Here is a 16286-nt window from a genome sequence, read left to right as displayed (position 1 = left end):
TTTTAGCATTTAAAAACTTTCAATAGAGTTTTCTATTCATACTCTCTATAATTTTTATTCAAGTATAATTTCAAAAACCAACCAAAGGTCCTCTTATGGCAAAACACCCTTCACTTTTAGAACAGTTTCGCTCCTTTTGTTTTCAAAACAAGCCCCAAGAGTTAGAACAGGCGTTAGAGTATTTTTCTGTTTTTGGCGGTATGAGCTGGGGTGTTGATATGAGCCGGCCTCTTGATGCGCTCATTGAAAGCAAAGTTTTGAAAAACTACACCTACATTCACGGTGACATTACAAAACTCACACAAAGCGACAAAACGAGCCACGCACTCTTAAGTGCGGTTGCAACCGGTGATGGCAGGGTTCACTCGGCACTTAAGCGAGCGCGCATCTCAAGAGCCGAGGGAGAAAAAGCCATAGATATGCTCTGCTCTAAACATCTTCTCAAACGTGAATACTCACTCGAATCACCGCCAAATGAGGAGGAAAAAATAGACGAAAAACTGCACTTTAACACTCCTTTTATGCGTTTTTGGTTTGCTTTTGTCTCTCCCTATTTTAAGACTATCAAAGATGGCGATTTTAAAGAGGCGATGGAGTCGTTTGCAAACCGTAAAAGTGAGTTTTATGAGCTTACTTTTAAAAAACTCTCAAGTGAGCTTATCAAAAAAAGCTTGGGGGATGACCCGATTGTGGAGATTGGAAGCTACTGGGACAGAGAGACACAAATCGACATCTTGGCAAAAACAAAATCTGGCAAAGTTGTTGCTGGCATATGCAAATACTCCAACCAAAAAGCCAAAAAAAGTGACCTTAGCCGACTTCAAGAGCAGTGCCGCTTAGCAGAGCTCACACCTGATATCTCCGTTATTGTCTCTAAGAGCGGATTTTCAAATGAGTTAAAATCTTTAAAAGGCGAGGATCTAAAACTCCTCGGGCTTAAAAATTTTAAAACACTTAGTGAGGATTTGAGCGAAAAAGATTTTATAGAATGTGTGGGAAAAAGATATTAACACTTTAGTCACTTTACTAACAAAAAAAACGGCTCTCAAACGTGAGCATGTAGAAAATATTTTAAAACTTCTTGATGAGGGTTCGACCATCCCTTTTATAGCCCGTTACCGCAAAGAGATGACGGGCGGTGCGGACGATGAAGTGCTAAGAGAGTTTGAGAGCGTGTTTCTGGGTGCGAAAAAACTCTTGGAACGAAAAGAGGAGGTCTCAAGGCTCATCGCCGAGAGAGCAACTTTGAGCGAGGCACTCAAAAAAAGCATTGATGAGGCTGAGAGTTTGCGTGTTTTGGAAGATATCTACCGCCCATACAAAGAGAAGAAAAACTCCCGTGCAGCAACTGCTATAGAAAACGGACTAACACCGCTTGCTAACATGTTAGAAAAAGCTGTTTTGAGTGTTGAGGAGTTTAAATCAAAAGCCAAAGAGTTTGTAAAGGGGAGTGTTGTTTCTGTAGATGAAGCGGTGCAAGGTGCGCAAGATATCTTGGCAGAACGATATGCCGATATGCCGAGAGAGCGTGAAGCCATCCGTGGCAATATGCTTCGCCATGGTGTTTTAGAGATTAAAAAAACAAAAAGTTTTGATGAAAACGGAACTTTTAAAAACTTTGTCGGCAAAAGCGAAAAAGTAGCTTACATCCCATCTCACCGCTACCTTGCCGTCATGCGTGGAGTAAACGAAAAAGAGCTATCTGTAAAGATAACCATAGATATAGAGCGATTGGAAGCAAACATAAAAGAGTACAAAATCCCTCGCAACGCTTCATCGTCAAAAGAGCTTCTTTTTGAAGCATACAAAGATGGGCTAAAACGGCTTTTGCTTCCATCGCTTGAGAGAGAAGTTCACACCGAGCTAAAAGAGAGAGCCGACATAGCGGCAATATCGGTCTTTGGCAAAAATCTCAATCAGCTTCTTATGACGCCGCCTGTGACAAAGAGAGTTATCTTAGGAGTTGACCCAGCTTTTAGAACAGGGTGCAAACTAGCAGTTATTGATGAAAACGGCAACTACCTTGAGTCGTGCGTCATCTACCCGACTGAGCCTCAAAAGGATTATGAAAACTCCAAAAATAGGGTCATAACACTAACAAACAAGTATAACATCACGGGTGTAGCTATCGGAAACGGAACAGGCTCAAGAGAGACGCAAGAGTTTTTTGCCCGCATCAACAAAGAAGAGGGAGTTAAGCTAAACTACACGGTTGTTTCAGAAGCGGGAGCATCCGTTTACTCCGCTTCAAAGATAGCTTCGCAGGAGTACCCAAACCTTGACGTAACCATAAGAGGCGCTATCTCCATAGCGCAAAGACTTCAAGACCCGATGGCGGCTTTGGTTAAGATAGACCCAAAATCCTTGGGTATCGGGCAGTATCAGCATGATGTTGACCAAAAACTTTTAGAGAAAAAACTAAGCGATGTTACGCAAGATTTGGTTAACCGTGTGGGTGTTGACATAAACTCCGCATCCCTCTCCCTTCTCTCTTACGTCGCGGGCATTGGCGCAAAAGTGGCGCAAAATATCATCGCTTTTAGAGAAGAGAACGGTGTATTTTCAACAAAAGAGCAGCTCTTAAAAGTAAAAGGTTTGGGTAAAAAAGCGTATGAGCAGGCGGTAGGATTTATCCGCATCAAAAACTCCAAAAATATTTTTGACAACAGCGGAATCCACCCTGAGAGTTACGAAGTCGCAAAAAAACTTCTCGCTCTTGATTTGACGACTGTTGATGTGAAAGAAAAAGCAAAAGAGTTGGATGTCGGAGAAGAGACACTCAAAGATATCCTAAAAGAGCTTCTAAAACCTGGATTTGACCCAAGAGAAGAGCTGCCGCCCATTCCGTTTAAGGATGGCATAACGGATATTAAAATGCTTAGTGTAGGAAGTTTTGTCTCTGGAGTTGTGAGAAATATTGCCGATTTTGGCGCATTTGTGGATATCGGACTGAAAAATGACGGCATGATTCACATCTCAAAGATGAGTGCAACAAAAATCTCCCATCCGCTTGAAGTTCTCTCGCTAAACCAATATCTGCCTCAAATCGAGGTCATCTCAATAGACGAAGAAAAAGGAAAAGTTGGACTTAGCCTTGTGGGCTAAGCGTTAAAAACGAAGCATTGCTCCTACATAAAACCCCGAATAGTCGATGTCAAGTTTTGCATCTGCACCGCTCTCGTCGATATCAAGTTTTTGTATCCTGTAACCTACCTCTAAAGCTGGCTGAATGAGCGGGGTAATGTCCAAAGTATAATCAACTTTTGCTCTTACATCATAAGCGGTTGAATCTCCCGTTGTGATGTACTTCACATCCGCTTCTAAGCCGATATTTGTCGCCGGAATTTCAACTCTGCCTCTTGCATAAAGAAGCGGAAGAGCAAAAGTTACACTGTCACTATAGCCTGTAAAGAGACCTGATGGAGCCGCTGTGTAAGAAGCGTCGATGACTTTGATATCCAGACCCAAATCAAGCGTTATCCAAGAGGTGTTATCCAGAATGTTATAGTATGGGATGATGTCGTACTGTTTCATCTCATAAGAGAGGGTCGTTGTTGCTGCACCGATGTCAAAATCTTTAAATTGCCCACTTGCAACGCCGCTATCTTCGATGCTTACATACTCTAGTCTTAGATTTGGCACGACAGGGAGTGGATGCTTGATAAGCGCCCAAACATAAGGCGAACTCTCCTCTTTTTGGCTAGAAACATAGTAACCGTTTGCTCCGCCGTCCGTGTAAGTTGCGTTACCTTTTGGGCTTTGAGACCAGATGCCGGCACCCATCTCAACTCTCGCTATATCAGCCATAGCACTGGAAGCCAAAACTGCTGCACATGTGAGTGCATAAAAACTTCTTTTCATTTGAAAATTCCTTATGTCGTAGTAATGAAAAATTGTAGCAAAAAGAAAGGGCAAAAGCCCTTAAAAAAGAGGGAGGAGAAATAAAAAAGAGGTGATGGTAAAACACCTCTGCTTTAAAAACCGCTTTAGAGGGGAAGCGGTGTTTTAGACGTAAGTGAAATTATTTAGCAGCAGCAAGAGCAGCGTCGTAGTTTGGCTCTTCTGTGATTTCTGGAACGATTTCTTTGTATGTAACAACACCATTTGCATCGATTACAAAAATCGCTCTACAAGTTACACCTGCAAGAACTGAACCACCAAGTAAAACACCATAAGCGTTAGCAAAATCTTTGTTTCTGAAGTCAGATGCAACAGTTAACTTATCAATTCCCTCTGCTGCACAGAATCTGCCAGATGCAAATGGAAGGTCCATAGAAACAACAGTCGATTTTACACCCTCAAGGTTTGCAACTTTTGCGTTGAAGTTACGAGTTTCAGTCGCACATACACCAGTGTCAAGTGAAGGAACAACGATGATGAGTTGTTTTACACCTTGTGCGCCACCAACTACTACATCACCCAAACCAGCCGAGTTTACAACTGTAACTTCTGGTGCTTTGTCACCTACATTTACTTGATTTCCTAATAATTCTACGTCTGAACCTTTAAATTTCGTTGTTGCCATTTTGGCTCCTTTTTTTGTTTTTAATTTTGATGGAAGAAGTATAGATAATAACGGATAATTTAACTCTTAATTAGAAAAAGAGCTCTTATCACTAAGCACCTCTTAAGTTAAATGACACTTTTTGGACAGATTTCAAGCGCATTAAGAGGGCTAAACAAACCCTTTTCATACATCTCAACCCCTACTCTGCCTATCATTGCCGCATTATCAGAACAGTATTTTAGCTCACTTAAGAGCAATTTTGCATTGTGAGGTTTTAAAAGTTCCTCTATTTGTGAACGGAGATAGAGATTTGCACTTGCACCTCCAACAATGGCAAAGGTTTTTGGCGGAACTTCTTTAAAATACTTTTTGAGCTTTTGGATGATATGCATCGTCGCTATATGCTCAAAAGAAGCAGCGACATCTTTGTAGTCACTCTCATTTGCATCTTCTAGCGCAACCCGCACGGAGTTTTTCAGCCCCGAGTAGGAGAATGCAATGAGCGGAGACTGATGAAGCGGAACGGTAAAGTTGTACTTTTTTCTATCTCCATCTTTTGCCAGCTTCTCTATAACAGGACCCCCCGGATAACCGAGGTGCATCATTTTTGCCACTTTGTCAAAGCTCTCTCCAAAGCTGTCATCCATACTTTTCGCAACCGTTTTTATCTCTTCTAAACTCTTTACTTCCATAACTTGCGTATGCCCGCCTGAAACTAGCAAAACGGTAAGCGGAAAAACCGCCTCTTTTTCTATAAACAAAGAGTAGATATGCCCGATAAGATGGTTTACTCCGATGATGGGGATGTTTAGTGCGATAGAGGCGGCTTTTGCCATAATCACCCCCTCCACAAGCGTTACGCTAAGCCCCGGAGTCGTAGTGACCGCAACAGCTTTTAAGTCATTAAAATAGGGTTTGCACTCCTCCAAAATCTTAGGAAGTGCCTCCGCGTGAAGTCTTGCCGCCAGTTCGGGAACAACACCGCCATAAACAGAGTGCTCCAACTCTTGGGATATCTTTTTATGAAAAAGAAGCTTTTTTGTGGCAATCTCCGTTATGGCAATTGCGCTGTCATCGCATGAGCTTTCTATACTTAAAATCATTTTGCACCTACAAAAGCTCTGACTTCTTTATCAAGAGCAAATACATCATCGACGCTTTTTGGCAGAGTATCAAACTTTTCATAAGCTCTTATAACCGTTTTTGCTATATCCATAAAGCCTATCTCTTGTTTAATAAACTTCTCGATAGCGGCTTCGTTTGCGGCATTTACCACTACGCCACGAGACGGGTTTTTTAGAAGTTCCTCTTTGATGCGCCAAATCGGGTATCTGTCTGTTGTTATCTCACGAAACTCTAATGAGCCGATTTTTAGCAAATCGACATGCGGGAGGATATTTTCTTGCATTTTACCATCAAGTGCAAAGGCGATGGGGAGTTGCATGCTGGCATGGGCAAAGTGTGCAGTGGTTGAGCCGTCTTTAAAGTCGATGAGTGCGTGGATGAGCGACTTTGTCTCAATGATGGCATCGTAACGACCCTCGCCAAAGAGCCATCTAGCTTCTAGGAGTTCAAACATTTTGTTCATCATGGTTGCGCTGTCTATGGTTATCTTTTGCCCCATCGACCAGTTTGGGTGTTTTTGGGTATCTTCGAGTGTCGCACTCTCAAGCCGTGCAATATCCCAGTCACGAAATGCTCCGCCGCTTGCGGTGATAATCATCTTCTCTACGGGGCGGTTTTGCATCAAGTACCAAAGTCCGAAATGTTCGCTGTCTATGGGTTGAATCTTTGAAGTGTCTATAAAAGCACCGCATGCAACAAGAGACTCTTTGTTGGCAAGAGCTACTTTTTTGCCTGCTTGAAGGGCTGTAAGTGTTGGGCGCAAGCCTAAAAAACCGACAAGCGCATTGACTACCAAATCGCTTTTCGCCTCTTCTATGGCTCTTAAAATCGCCTCTTCTCCACCAAAAACATTGTTGTGATTTACTTTATGGAGGTCAGCTTTGTTTGCGATAACGACTACTTTGGGATTATGCTCTTTTATCTGGGAGTTTAAAAGTTCGATGTTGTTTCCGGCGACCAAAACCTCAACGTTCATCGAGAATTTTTTGGCAACCTCAAGAGTGTTTACACCGATAGAGCCTGTAGAACCGAGCAGTATCAAATCAGACTAACCCGCGCAGAAGGACAAGCATGACGATACCGCCAAAGAGGTAGCCATCAGCCCTATCAAGCATACCACCATGCCCTGGTAAAATATTGCCGCTATCTTTTACGCCCGCTTCTCTTTTGAGTAAACTCTCAAAAAGATCTCCAAAGACAGAGCTAAGAGAAACTGCCAAAGAGATAATAATCGCGACACCCATATCTACCACAAAAAGCCCAGCAAACATACCGCCTAATGCCGCTACTATAATGCCTCCAAGCACCCCCTCAAGAGTTTTGTTTGGAGAAGTTGGGCTAAAAGGCGTTTTTCCTATGCTCTTACCAACTATATATGCACCAACATCCGTAAGAGCAACCACAACGGTAAGCCAAAAAAGAGCTAAAATGCCGTAATCTTGGTAAAGCGCTAAGATAAAAAGCATTCCTGCTGTTGGATAAATAAAAGGGAGAAAAACTCTACGATCTAACTCTCTGTTAAAAGCGATGGCGCTTGCATACCCCAGAGCTGCCAATGCAAAGAGATCATCACTATGTGGATAAACTGCTCCAAGAACCCAAAGAGCGACTGCAAAATAGACAAGCGTGCTATTTTTTACAGCGAACAACTTCATCGCCTCATAAAAAGCGACAATATAAATCGCCCCAAGACAGAACCATATAAGAAAAAAATTATCTATAAAACCTATAACAAGAACCAGTGCTACAAGTGAAAAACCTGTAATTACTCGTTCCTTTGGGGCGCTTAACATACTCATACCAAATCCCTTTTACTCCTATAATGAGAAATTATAGCAAATCAGACTTTAATATCGAGTATGTGGAGCGGTTGGGATTCCTCTTTTTGAGGTTTTTTTTCCTCTTTTTTACTTCGTGCATTCTCTTGATCTGCTTCGTTTTTCTGATGTTCACGGTCGGGGTTAATCTCTTGGTTCTCCTCTGTCGGGCGCACCTCAACAACCTCATTTTCCTTCTCTTGCGCAGCAGTCTGTGCCGCCATATTTTGAAAATCAACACGGTTGTTGTGGGCGTTATGCACAGATGACACAGTCGCTGTCTGCTGATTTACATAAATAGCATTTGCCACTAACCCTACCGCCATAACATTTCCTTAATTTTACTTTGTAAAATGAAGGAAACCCTTCATCTATTTGTCCGCAAAAGGAACTCGTCCCTTTTGCTTCGCTAGCCGCTAAGGCACTAAAGCTTGCCTCTGAAGAGGCAGAATTTACCTCGTATCTATCTCTATAGTTTTGTACTTATTGTAGAGCACATTGGCTCTCTCTTGCACACTTACTTCTCTGCGTGGGGTATAATCGACCAAATATCTGTCTTTCTCAAACATCGTAAAGTCCACACAGAGCCTTGCCGCCCCTTTTATAACTCTCTCTGGCACATTTTGCTTGTCGGTGGTAATGATAACATGCGCCGATGGACGCTCTTTCATGTGAAGCCAGATATCTTTTGCTTTTGCATTTTGGAGCAGTTCGATGTTGCCTTTTTCATTTTTTCCGAGGCTCACTTTGTACCCTTCTATCCAAAAAGTCTCGATAGAATCGTTGGTTTTTACCTTTTTAGCCTGAACATTTTTTGGAAAAAGAAGCTGGATTTTTGCGGTATCTTTCGCCTCTTCAACCGTATGGATAAAGAGTTTCATATGCTCAATCTTTGAGAGAAGCGACTCTCGCTCTATATGCAGATATGCGGCTCTTTGTTTGGCTTTTTTGCTTCTGCCAAAGAGTGAATTTGCCATCATGGCAACGGAGGAGAACTCTTTGTGAAGCTCTATTTTTACTTTTTTCCCATCATAGTCATCTACCTCAACAACCATCTGATAGGGTTTGAGCGTGTGCATATTTGCCAAAAGCAGATTTCCAAAATGGTTATATTGCGCCGCTTTGGCTTCTAGCTCATTCTCATCATCTAGCGCACCGTAAAGCTCTTCAAATTTTTTTAGTTTTTTAGATAAAAGTGCGATTTTCTGCTTTTTTAGAGAGGAGAGTTTTTCTTGCATCTCCACCTCATACTCATCATACAAAAACGCTTCCACATCCTCAAGCGGATACTCTTTTGCCTCATATGGAGCCACTGGGGCGCTGAGAAGTTTTTGTCCTACTCTTACCTCACGAAAGGATGAGAACAAGTCCACATGACGGAGTGCTTCAAGTACTATTTCGTTTTCATCTAGGATAATCACATTAGTATATTTTCCAGTAAATTCAAACTGTAAAAAGCTCTTTTCCTCTTTGTAAGCCGAGGCAACAGAAGTTTCAAAGCGCAAAATCTTATCTCCGCCCACAAGAGAGATATCTAAAATATTGGCACGGTTAAACCGTTTTGCCAAAAGCACATCAAAGGGGGCGTTATAAACTTTGGAACGCTCATAAGAGGCACATTTGAAGATTTTGGAGTTGGAGCGTTGCATCTCAAAGTAGAGTTCATCTTCTCTCTCAAAGACAACTTTTATGGTCGTGTCGCTTACTCTATAGACAGCAGATATCTTTGTAAATTTTTGCAGATACGTAACGATTTGTTTTAGGTGTGATAGTTTCATAAGAGGATTTTAGCATACATAGAGGCAATTACAGTCGCAGCAGCTTCTCCATATCGCTATGGGGCAACGGTTTGGAGTAGTAGTAGCCTTGGATGGAGTCTATGTTGTTTTGTAGCAAAAAGCCCTGCTCCTCATTGGTTTCTACGCCCTCTGCTAGTATGTGTATGCCGAGCTCTTTTGCTAGAAAGATAATGGTTTTGACGATTATCTGGTTTTTTGGCTGTTCTGTTATGTTGATGATAAAAGATCTGTCGATTTTGAGCTTATCTATAGGTAGGTTTTTGAGATAGGAGAGTGAAGAGTAACCCGTGCCAAAATCATCCATGGAGATATGAAAACCCATCGCTCTTAGCTCTTCTAGGAGGTGGATGACAAGTTGAGGATTTTGTAAAACAGAACTCTCTGTGATCTCAAGCTCTATCCATGAGGCTTCGCATCCGCTCTCTTTAAGCATTCCTTTGAGCGTGTCGATAAAATCAAGATGGGTGAGTTGGCGTGCTGAAATATTGATAGCGATTTTACTTTTTAAGATTTTTAGCGTACGCCACTCTTTGACTGTTTTAAGGGCAGAGTGAAGCACAAAATTTCCTATTTCAACTATCAGTCCGCTTTTTTCCGCAAGCGGTATGAATACATCGGGCGGTATCATCCTCTCTTGATGCCTCCATCGCAACAGTGCCTCAATACCGACTATATTTCCACTTTTTGGTTCATTTTGAGGTTGAAAGTAGAGCTCAAGTTCGCCATTTTCAACAGCTTGTTTAAGGCTTGTAACCATCTGCGTATAGGCAACCGCCTCTTTTTTAAACATAGCGTCATAAAAGCTAAAGTTATTTTTCTCTACCTTCTTGGCATTATACATCGCGGTATCGGCAGCCTGATACATCTCTTCCATATTTTGCGCATCATCTGGGTAGAGACAAATCCCAGAACTTGCGGTGATGTAGATGTCTATCATCTCTATTTTAAAAGGGTGCTCAAATCTACGATGCAGTTTTTGCATCAACTTCTCTATCTCACTTTTGTCACTCTGGTTGAGTGCTATAGCAAACTCATCTCCACCCATTCTCGCTATAAATGCACTAGCATCAAAAACTTCTTCAAGAAGCTTGGAAACCTCTGTGAGCAGTTTGTCCCCAAAACGGTGACCGTAAGAATCATTGACGATTTTAAACTCATCCAAATCAAGAAGCACGAGACAAAATGGGGTATTTTGGGAGCATTTTTCTACCAAAAATTCGCTAATATGCAGTCTGTTTGGTAGTTTTGTAATCGTATCAAGATGGGAGAGGTTGTAAAACTTCTCTTTTGACTCTTCCAAAAAGCGTTCATACTCTTTTTGATTTGTTATGTCTCTGGATATGCCAAAAACACCAAAAGCTTCACCATTTTTGTCCAAAAGAGCACCTTTTGTAGCCAAAAAAATTCTCTCTTTACCATTTTTGTCAAGTGTCGCCTCTTCAAAGGTTATAATCTCTTTGTTTGCTATAACTTTTTTATCGATTTCTCTAATCATATCTGCCGTTTTAGGTTCAAAAACAGCATCGTCATCCATACCAATCGCCTCTTCTTGACCCAAATGCGTTACTTCTACTGCACCTTTGTTAAAGAGAATGTACTTTCCATCCAAATTTTTTGCAAATATGGCATCTGGAGAGCTGTTGAGGATGCTGTTTAAGAGCATATCATACTTGGAGAGTTCACTTTGGGAGATTTTCAAGGATGCTTTCATCTCTTGATTTTTTGCAATATGTTCTAAATTTTTATCATACTGCACCTTCATAGCAGTAAAAAATTTATAGGTCAAAAAGTACAATATCAGCGTTGTCGCCACAACAAAAAAGATGCCCTTATACATCCCCACCATAACAGCTTCACCCGCATTGCTAATCACAAGCCCCACCGCATAGTCCGAGACAACTATCCATAACGCCGCTGCAATAAAATAGAGCAAAGAGATAGCAAAAGCACCCCTGTTGCATGTCGAGTATTTGAAGTGCACGGAATCTATCCTTGTGTGAGAACTTTTCACAGACATCATACAAGATTGTCCAAAAAAAGAGAAAGGCTGCAAAAAAATCTCGTTATACTTTCAAAAATAAACATACGAGACACCCGTGAAACTTCCAAAAGGCTTTGGCAAAAACTACTTTACTTTGCGTGCGATAACCGCAACTTCAAACCAAGTAACGCTGCATGCCATCACCTCACGAGTAGAGAGTTTTCATCTGTTTCATTTTTTAGGCGATGATGAAAATGAGGAGCTTGAAGAAGAAGCCGCCGCCTCGCTTGCTCTGCTTGAACTCTCCGCAAAACCTTGCCATTGCAACTGTTACTATTTTAAACGCACACGAAAAACCCTTCTGCTCCACCCTGCGCAAAACTACTTTTTAAACTATTTTCAAAACCTCAACAACGCCATCTCTCCGCCATATTTGCACTTTTAACCGACAAAAAAATTTAAAATATGGAAAAAAGATGAAAAAAAAGATACTTTTATCACTGCTTGCTTCAAGCGTATTAGTCGCTCAAAATATTGAGCTAGAGCCCCTTAGCGTAACTTCAACCGCTATCAAAACAGACGAACTGAGAGCAACCGATGCTGTTGAAATATACACTGCCGAGGAGATAGAAAAAGCACATGTGCAAAATATCTATGAGTTTTTAAATCAGCAAACTTCAGTGATAACTATGCCCTCTTACGGAAATCCTTTCACGCAAAAACTTGACATGAGAGGCTATGGGATTGGGGATGGCTATCAAAACATAGTCATAACTATAGATGGCAGAAAAATCAATAACATCGACATGGTTCCACCTCTTCTTAGCGCCATCTCTCCAGCTTCTATAGAGAGACTAGAGATTATAAAATCTAGTGGTATTGTTGTAGGCGGTGATGGAGCAAATGCAGGCGCAATCAACATCACAACAAAGAAAAAAAGTGCCAAAGAGGTAGCTGTTTATATGGGAACACACGGCACTGCCGATGGCTCTTTTTACCTCGGTCACAGCGATGAAAAACTCTCTGCCTCAGCAAGTGGTGAAGCACAAAAAAGCAATGGGATTCGCAATATCAACAGTGGTGGCGACAAGGATGAAAACTCTTTGACAACAGGAACATTCAATCTCTCCTATCTTCCAGTTGAAGAACTAGAGTTAAGAGTGGGTGCCTCATTTGCAAGAACTGATGTACTCTATACGAGTTCTTTAACGCTTGATGCATACAATGAAAATCCAAAGCAAACAGGAAGCACACTTACTGAACAATGGTATGATACCGATGCGTTAAACTTGGGAATAAGCTATCGTTTTAATGACAAAATCTCTCTAAATATAGATGGTAGCCGTGAAAAAAAAGAGTCCATCCAAGACTACCAAAGTCCATTTTGGAACAATAAATCAACTACCGATTATGACTACAACTCTTTTAAGTCAACGGTTGATTATGTTGATGATTTGTTTAGTTTTACCGTTGGTTATGAGAGATTTGACGGCAATCTCGTAAATACAAACAACGACCTTACAAAGGTAAATAATGCACTTTTTTTTATGAGCGAGTTCTATTTTGGCAGAAGCACTTTAAAAGCAGGTTACAGATACGAAGATATCTCTTTTGAGAGTAAAACAGGAGATGATCAAGAGGACAAACTTCACGGTGTTGAACTGGGATACAACTATATGCTTGATAAAGAGCAGTCTCTTTTTACAAACTATGCTCACTCATATCAATCTTCGAGCTTAGATAGGCTATTTAACTGGCTTACGGGAGATTTCATGGGCTATGTAAAACCTTCTCAGTCCCACAACTATACACTTGGCTACAACAATATAAAGCCAAAAAACAAGTTCAAAATCTCTCTTTTTTACATTGATTTAAAAGATGAAATTTATCTCAATCCAACAACTTGGACAAATACCAATATTGACAAATCTTACAAATACGGCTTGGATATTTACGACAAATGGCTAGTGACAGATGAATTCAATGTTGCGCTCAACTATAACTATGTCAGAGCCATTATTGATGAGGAAGAGAACTATTCTGGCAATAATTTACCAGGTGTTTCAGACCATAACATCAAAGCGACACTTAGTTATCTACCAAACAAAAATACTGTTTTTGCGCTTACACAGGTATATCGCTCAGAAGCATACGCCGCAGATGACTTCTCAAACAGTTTTACGCAAAAACAGGATGCTTACAAAAGCACTGATATATCTATAACCTATACAAAAGACAGCTTAGAACTTTTTGCCAAAGTGAACAATCTCTTTAATCAAAAAAATGGTTTATGGACAAGGGATGACGCTATATATCCTGTAAACTTTACAACTACTGCAATCGCAGGGTTTAGGCTAAAAATTTGATAATCCAAAAAATCGCCCTCAGAAGCTTCCTCCACTACAAGTTCCTAAACTCCCTTTTTTTGGGCATTTCGGTTGGGAGTATCTTTACGCTTTACGCTCCGCTTGAGCCGTCCGTCTATAGTTTGGGCGGGATTGTTTTGGCTCTTGGGATGCTTTTTGTGGCGAAGCTTTACCATAAGATACTCACGCTTGGCTACTTTTTTGTCATCCTCGCACTTGTGGAGGCAGTGATACTTCTAGCGGTTTTGTACTTTTTGCTCTTCTCCTACAGCTATACAAGTGCGTTTTTGTTCTATGCCTCTTACCAATTCACCTTTATTTTTGGCTCTTACCTCATGCGTGCGGAGACACTTTTTCTCAAAAAAAGCATGTTGCTCTCTTTAGTAGATGTGACAAAGCAAAAAGGGTATCTAGCAGGAATGTTGCTCTCTTACCTTTTTTACCAGTTTTTGGAGGTGGCTTTTGCTATTGCTAACAAAGAGGAGCAGGTTTACGCTATGCACTTTTTGCTTCTCTTTGTGCAGATGCTGATTCTCTATTTTTTGGTAAAATCGTTCAAAAGGAATAAAGAATGAACCTACTATCAAAAACCGCTCCGCTAGAAGAGTCCATCGCTAAGATGCAAAAAGTGCTTGAGGATGTGGGGTGCAAAACCATTTTTTCACAAACAAAACATCCGCTAACAAACTGTTATTCCCTAAATCTTGCCTCCACCGAAGCACCTGAGCATATCTACTCAAACGGCAAGGGGATTTCAAGCGAAGCCTCCATCGCCAGCGCACTTGGCGAATACATAGAGAGACTGCAAACCAACAATTTTTTTAGCGATTTTTATCTTCCCTCACGCAAACATTACCCTGATGAAGTCGCTTTTGAGTTTGGCGGGGATTTTTTGGATGATGAACTGCTTAACATTTACGACCCAGAGGGCGAACTTAGCGATGAAGATTTGGTTGATTTTAACAGTGACCATGAGGACAAAATCGTTGCTCTGCCCTTTGAACTGTTAGAAGATGGCGAAAAAATCTATTTCCCTATCAATATCTTAAACAACCTCTATGTTAGCAACGGTTTAGCGGCGGGCAACTCCAAAAAAGAAGCACTTATCCAAGCACTTAGCGAGATTTACGAGCGTTATGCAAAACTTCAAATCATCAAAAACGGTTACGCCCTCCCCCATTTTCCACATGAAGTTCTTGCATCATTTGAAAAAGTTTATGCCGATGTAACGGCACTAAGAGAGAGAGGCTACATCGTTGAGGTGCTTGATGCTTCACTCGGCGGGAAGTTTCCCGTCACTGCCATCTCACTTATCAACCCAAAAAATGCAACGCTTTTTGTCTCTTTTGGAGCGCATCCCATCCTAGAAGTCTCTTTGGAGAGAACCATGACTGAGCTTATGCAGGGACGGGATTTGGATAGTTTGGATGGGTTTGAGACACCGACATTTGACATGAGCATCGTTGCTGATAGTTTCAATCTTGAGTCACATTTTGTCGATTCCAACGGAAAACTCGGATTTGGATTTTTGAGTGCAAAAAAGAGTTTTGAGTTTGCGCCATGGCAGTACGAGGGAGACTCAAGAGAAAAAGAGTTTGATTTTTTAGTCGCTATCGCAAAAGAGCTAGAGAAGCAGATATATATAAGAGAGTATGACTATCTCGGGTTTTACGCATGCCAGATTCTCATCCCCAGCCTCTCAGAGGTTTACCCCATAGAAGACCTCATCTATAACAACAAAAACAGCGGCAAAGCCATCCGTGATATGGTTTTGAACTTTGGCGACTATGATGCGGAGGACATCTTAGATGCCATAGAGCCTCTTGATGCCTCACTTGATGTTGGAAAATATATAGGAGTTCTTTTCGATGAGCCTTTTACCATGGCAGAGTTTAAAGCGCAAACATACCTTCTTTTGGATGAGAGAGAACTCGCACAGGAGCTTCTCGAACTTGGGTCTAACAAACTAGCACGGGTCGTTGCAGAGCTGATGTGCATGGAGGATGAGGGGCTTGATTTTGAGGAGTATGAAGAGGGGCTTTGTGCCATTTTCACGCAAAGTGCCGTTACAAAAGCAGCCGCTATTTTGGCAGGTGAAGATTTCTTGATAGATATAACACTCCATAACGACTACACTAACATGTTAGCGATGTACGACAAACTTAGCGTTAAAAAAGAGAATATGTTACGATGAGCTATGAAGAGTGGTTTGAGCAACACGCCCAAAAACATCAAAAGATAATAGAAAAACTTGTAGCAAAAGGTTTGACGCAAGAGCAAATCATCGACTATTTTGCGTATGAAAACATGGCCAAAGAGGAGAACAACTTCTGCCCACTCTACAAAATGGGCAAAAAATGCCATGACATGCGAGAGTTAAACTGCTACTTATGCGGATGCCCAAACTTCAGATTTAACGACAACGGTCTTGGCACATACAACGACATAAAGATACTCAGTCGCTGTGAAATCAACAACGGTTCAACCATCGGATACGGCGGCGCAGTACATCAAGACTGCTCAAAATGCACCGTACCACACCACAAAGCGTACATCAGCAAAAATTTTGATTTTGATTGGAAAAAAGTTATGAAAGGGTGTAAAAACGATAAAAAATAACATAAAAAATCTATGAAATTTATTATTTGTTAAAAAATTATCTGACATAATAGTACATTTTAAAAAAAGAGG

The 16286-nt window shown here is 41.2% G+C and carries 15 protein-coding genes; 7 read left to right on the top strand and 8 right to left on the bottom strand.

Annotation, left to right across the window (positions count from 1 at the left end):
* The first annotated feature begins 95 nt into the window (after nucleotides 1-95).
* Nucleotides 96-1010 (top strand): DUF234 domain-containing protein, encoded by a 915-nt coding sequence (locus AC6H4V_RS00740; protein ID WP_497607097.1) that lies wholly within the window; start codon nucleotides 96-98, stop codon nucleotides 1008-1010.
* Entirely contained in the window at nucleotides 1006-3105 is a 2100-nt protein-coding gene (locus tag AC6H4V_RS00735; protein WP_497607940.1) for a helix-hairpin-helix domain-containing protein, read from the top strand. Before AC6H4V_RS00740 ends, AC6H4V_RS00735 begins: the two co-directional genes overlap by 5 nt.
* A gap of 3 nt (nucleotides 3106-3108) precedes the next feature.
* On the opposite strand, the gene AC6H4V_RS00730 is transcribed toward AC6H4V_RS00735, so the two are convergent.
* The 8 genes from AC6H4V_RS00730 to AC6H4V_RS00695 all read right to left on the bottom strand — a co-directional run bounded on the left by AC6H4V_RS00730 (nucleotide 3109) and on the right by AC6H4V_RS00695 (nucleotide 11229).
* Entirely contained in the window at nucleotides 3109-3861 is a 753-nt protein-coding gene (locus tag AC6H4V_RS00730) for a TIGR04219 family outer membrane beta-barrel protein (protein ID WP_428728785.1), read from the bottom strand.
* 160 nt (nucleotides 3862-4021) lie between these two features.
* Nucleotides 4022-4525, bottom strand: coding sequence for a thiol peroxidase (gene tpx / locus AC6H4V_RS00725; RefSeq protein WP_428728784.1), 504 nt, complete (start codon nucleotides 4523-4525; stop codon nucleotides 4022-4024).
* Between the two features lie 107 nt (nucleotides 4526-4632).
* The gene (gene tsaD, locus AC6H4V_RS00720) at nucleotides 4633-5610 is read right to left on the bottom strand and encodes a tRNA (adenosine(37)-N6)-threonylcarbamoyltransferase complex transferase subunit TsaD (RefSeq protein ID WP_497607096.1); all 978 of its coding nucleotides are present in this window, start codon (nucleotides 5608-5610) and stop codon (nucleotides 4633-4635) included.
* Nucleotides 5607-6674: a 1-deoxy-D-xylulose-5-phosphate reductoisomerase gene (dxr, locus tag AC6H4V_RS00715; protein WP_497607095.1), complete on the bottom strand. Its 1068-nt coding sequence runs from the start codon at nucleotides 6672-6674 to the stop codon at nucleotides 5607-5609. The genes tsaD and dxr overlap by 4 nt, the downstream gene beginning before the upstream one ends.
* 1 nt (nucleotide 6675) lies before the next feature.
* Nucleotides 6676-7431 (bottom strand): phosphatidate cytidylyltransferase, encoded by a 756-nt coding sequence (locus AC6H4V_RS00710; protein WP_428728781.1) that lies wholly within the window; start codon nucleotides 7429-7431, stop codon nucleotides 6676-6678.
* 41 nt (nucleotides 7432-7472) lie between these two features.
* Nucleotides 7473-7775 (bottom strand): hypothetical protein, encoded by a 303-nt coding sequence (locus AC6H4V_RS00705; RefSeq protein ID WP_497607094.1) that lies wholly within the window; start codon nucleotides 7773-7775, stop codon nucleotides 7473-7475.
* 126 nt (nucleotides 7776-7901) lie between these two features.
* Nucleotides 7902-9227, bottom strand: a complete 1326-nt coding sequence (locus AC6H4V_RS00700; protein WP_497607093.1) for an NFACT family protein — start codon at nucleotides 9225-9227, stop codon at nucleotides 7902-7904.
* Nucleotides 9228-9255: 28 nt separating this feature from the next.
* Entirely contained in the window at nucleotides 9256-11229 is a 1974-nt protein-coding gene (locus AC6H4V_RS00695) for a sensor domain-containing protein (protein ID WP_497607092.1), read from the bottom strand.
* 115 nt (nucleotides 11230-11344) lie between these two features.
* Here AC6H4V_RS00695 and AC6H4V_RS00690 point away from each other — a divergent pair, with 115 nt between their 5' ends.
* The 5 genes from AC6H4V_RS00690 to AC6H4V_RS00670 are packed head-to-tail and all read left to right on the top strand — an operon-like array spanning nucleotide 11345 to nucleotide 16214.
* Entirely contained in the window at nucleotides 11345-11674 is a 330-nt protein-coding gene (locus AC6H4V_RS00690; RefSeq protein ID WP_497607091.1) for a hypothetical protein, read from the top strand.
* 31 nt (nucleotides 11675-11705) lie between these two features.
* A complete protein-coding gene (locus AC6H4V_RS00685) occupies nucleotides 11706-13595 on the top strand; it encodes a TonB-dependent receptor plug domain-containing protein (protein WP_497607090.1) in 1890 nt (629 codons plus the stop codon).
* Nucleotides 13592-14170 carry a hypothetical protein gene (locus AC6H4V_RS00680; protein ID WP_497607089.1) on the top strand — a complete coding sequence of 193 codons (579 nt, stop codon included), beginning with the start codon at nucleotides 13592-13594 and terminating at the stop codon, nucleotides 14168-14170. Before AC6H4V_RS00685 ends, AC6H4V_RS00680 begins: the two co-directional genes overlap by 4 nt.
* Nucleotides 14167-15789 (top strand): YcaO-like family protein, encoded by a 1623-nt coding sequence (locus tag AC6H4V_RS00675; RefSeq protein WP_497607088.1) that lies wholly within the window; start codon nucleotides 14167-14169, stop codon nucleotides 15787-15789. The genes AC6H4V_RS00680 and AC6H4V_RS00675 overlap by 4 nt, the downstream gene beginning before the upstream one ends.
* Nucleotides 15786-16214, top strand: coding sequence for a hypothetical protein (locus AC6H4V_RS00670; protein WP_497607087.1), 429 nt, complete (start codon nucleotides 15786-15788; stop codon nucleotides 16212-16214). The genes AC6H4V_RS00675 and AC6H4V_RS00670 overlap by 4 nt, the downstream gene beginning before the upstream one ends.
* The last annotated feature ends 72 nt before the right edge of the window (nucleotides 16215-16286 follow it).

The sequence above is a fragment of the Sulfurimonas lacustris genome, from assembly GCF_059705355.1.
This window is presented reverse-complemented; position numbering and strand designations above follow the sequence as displayed.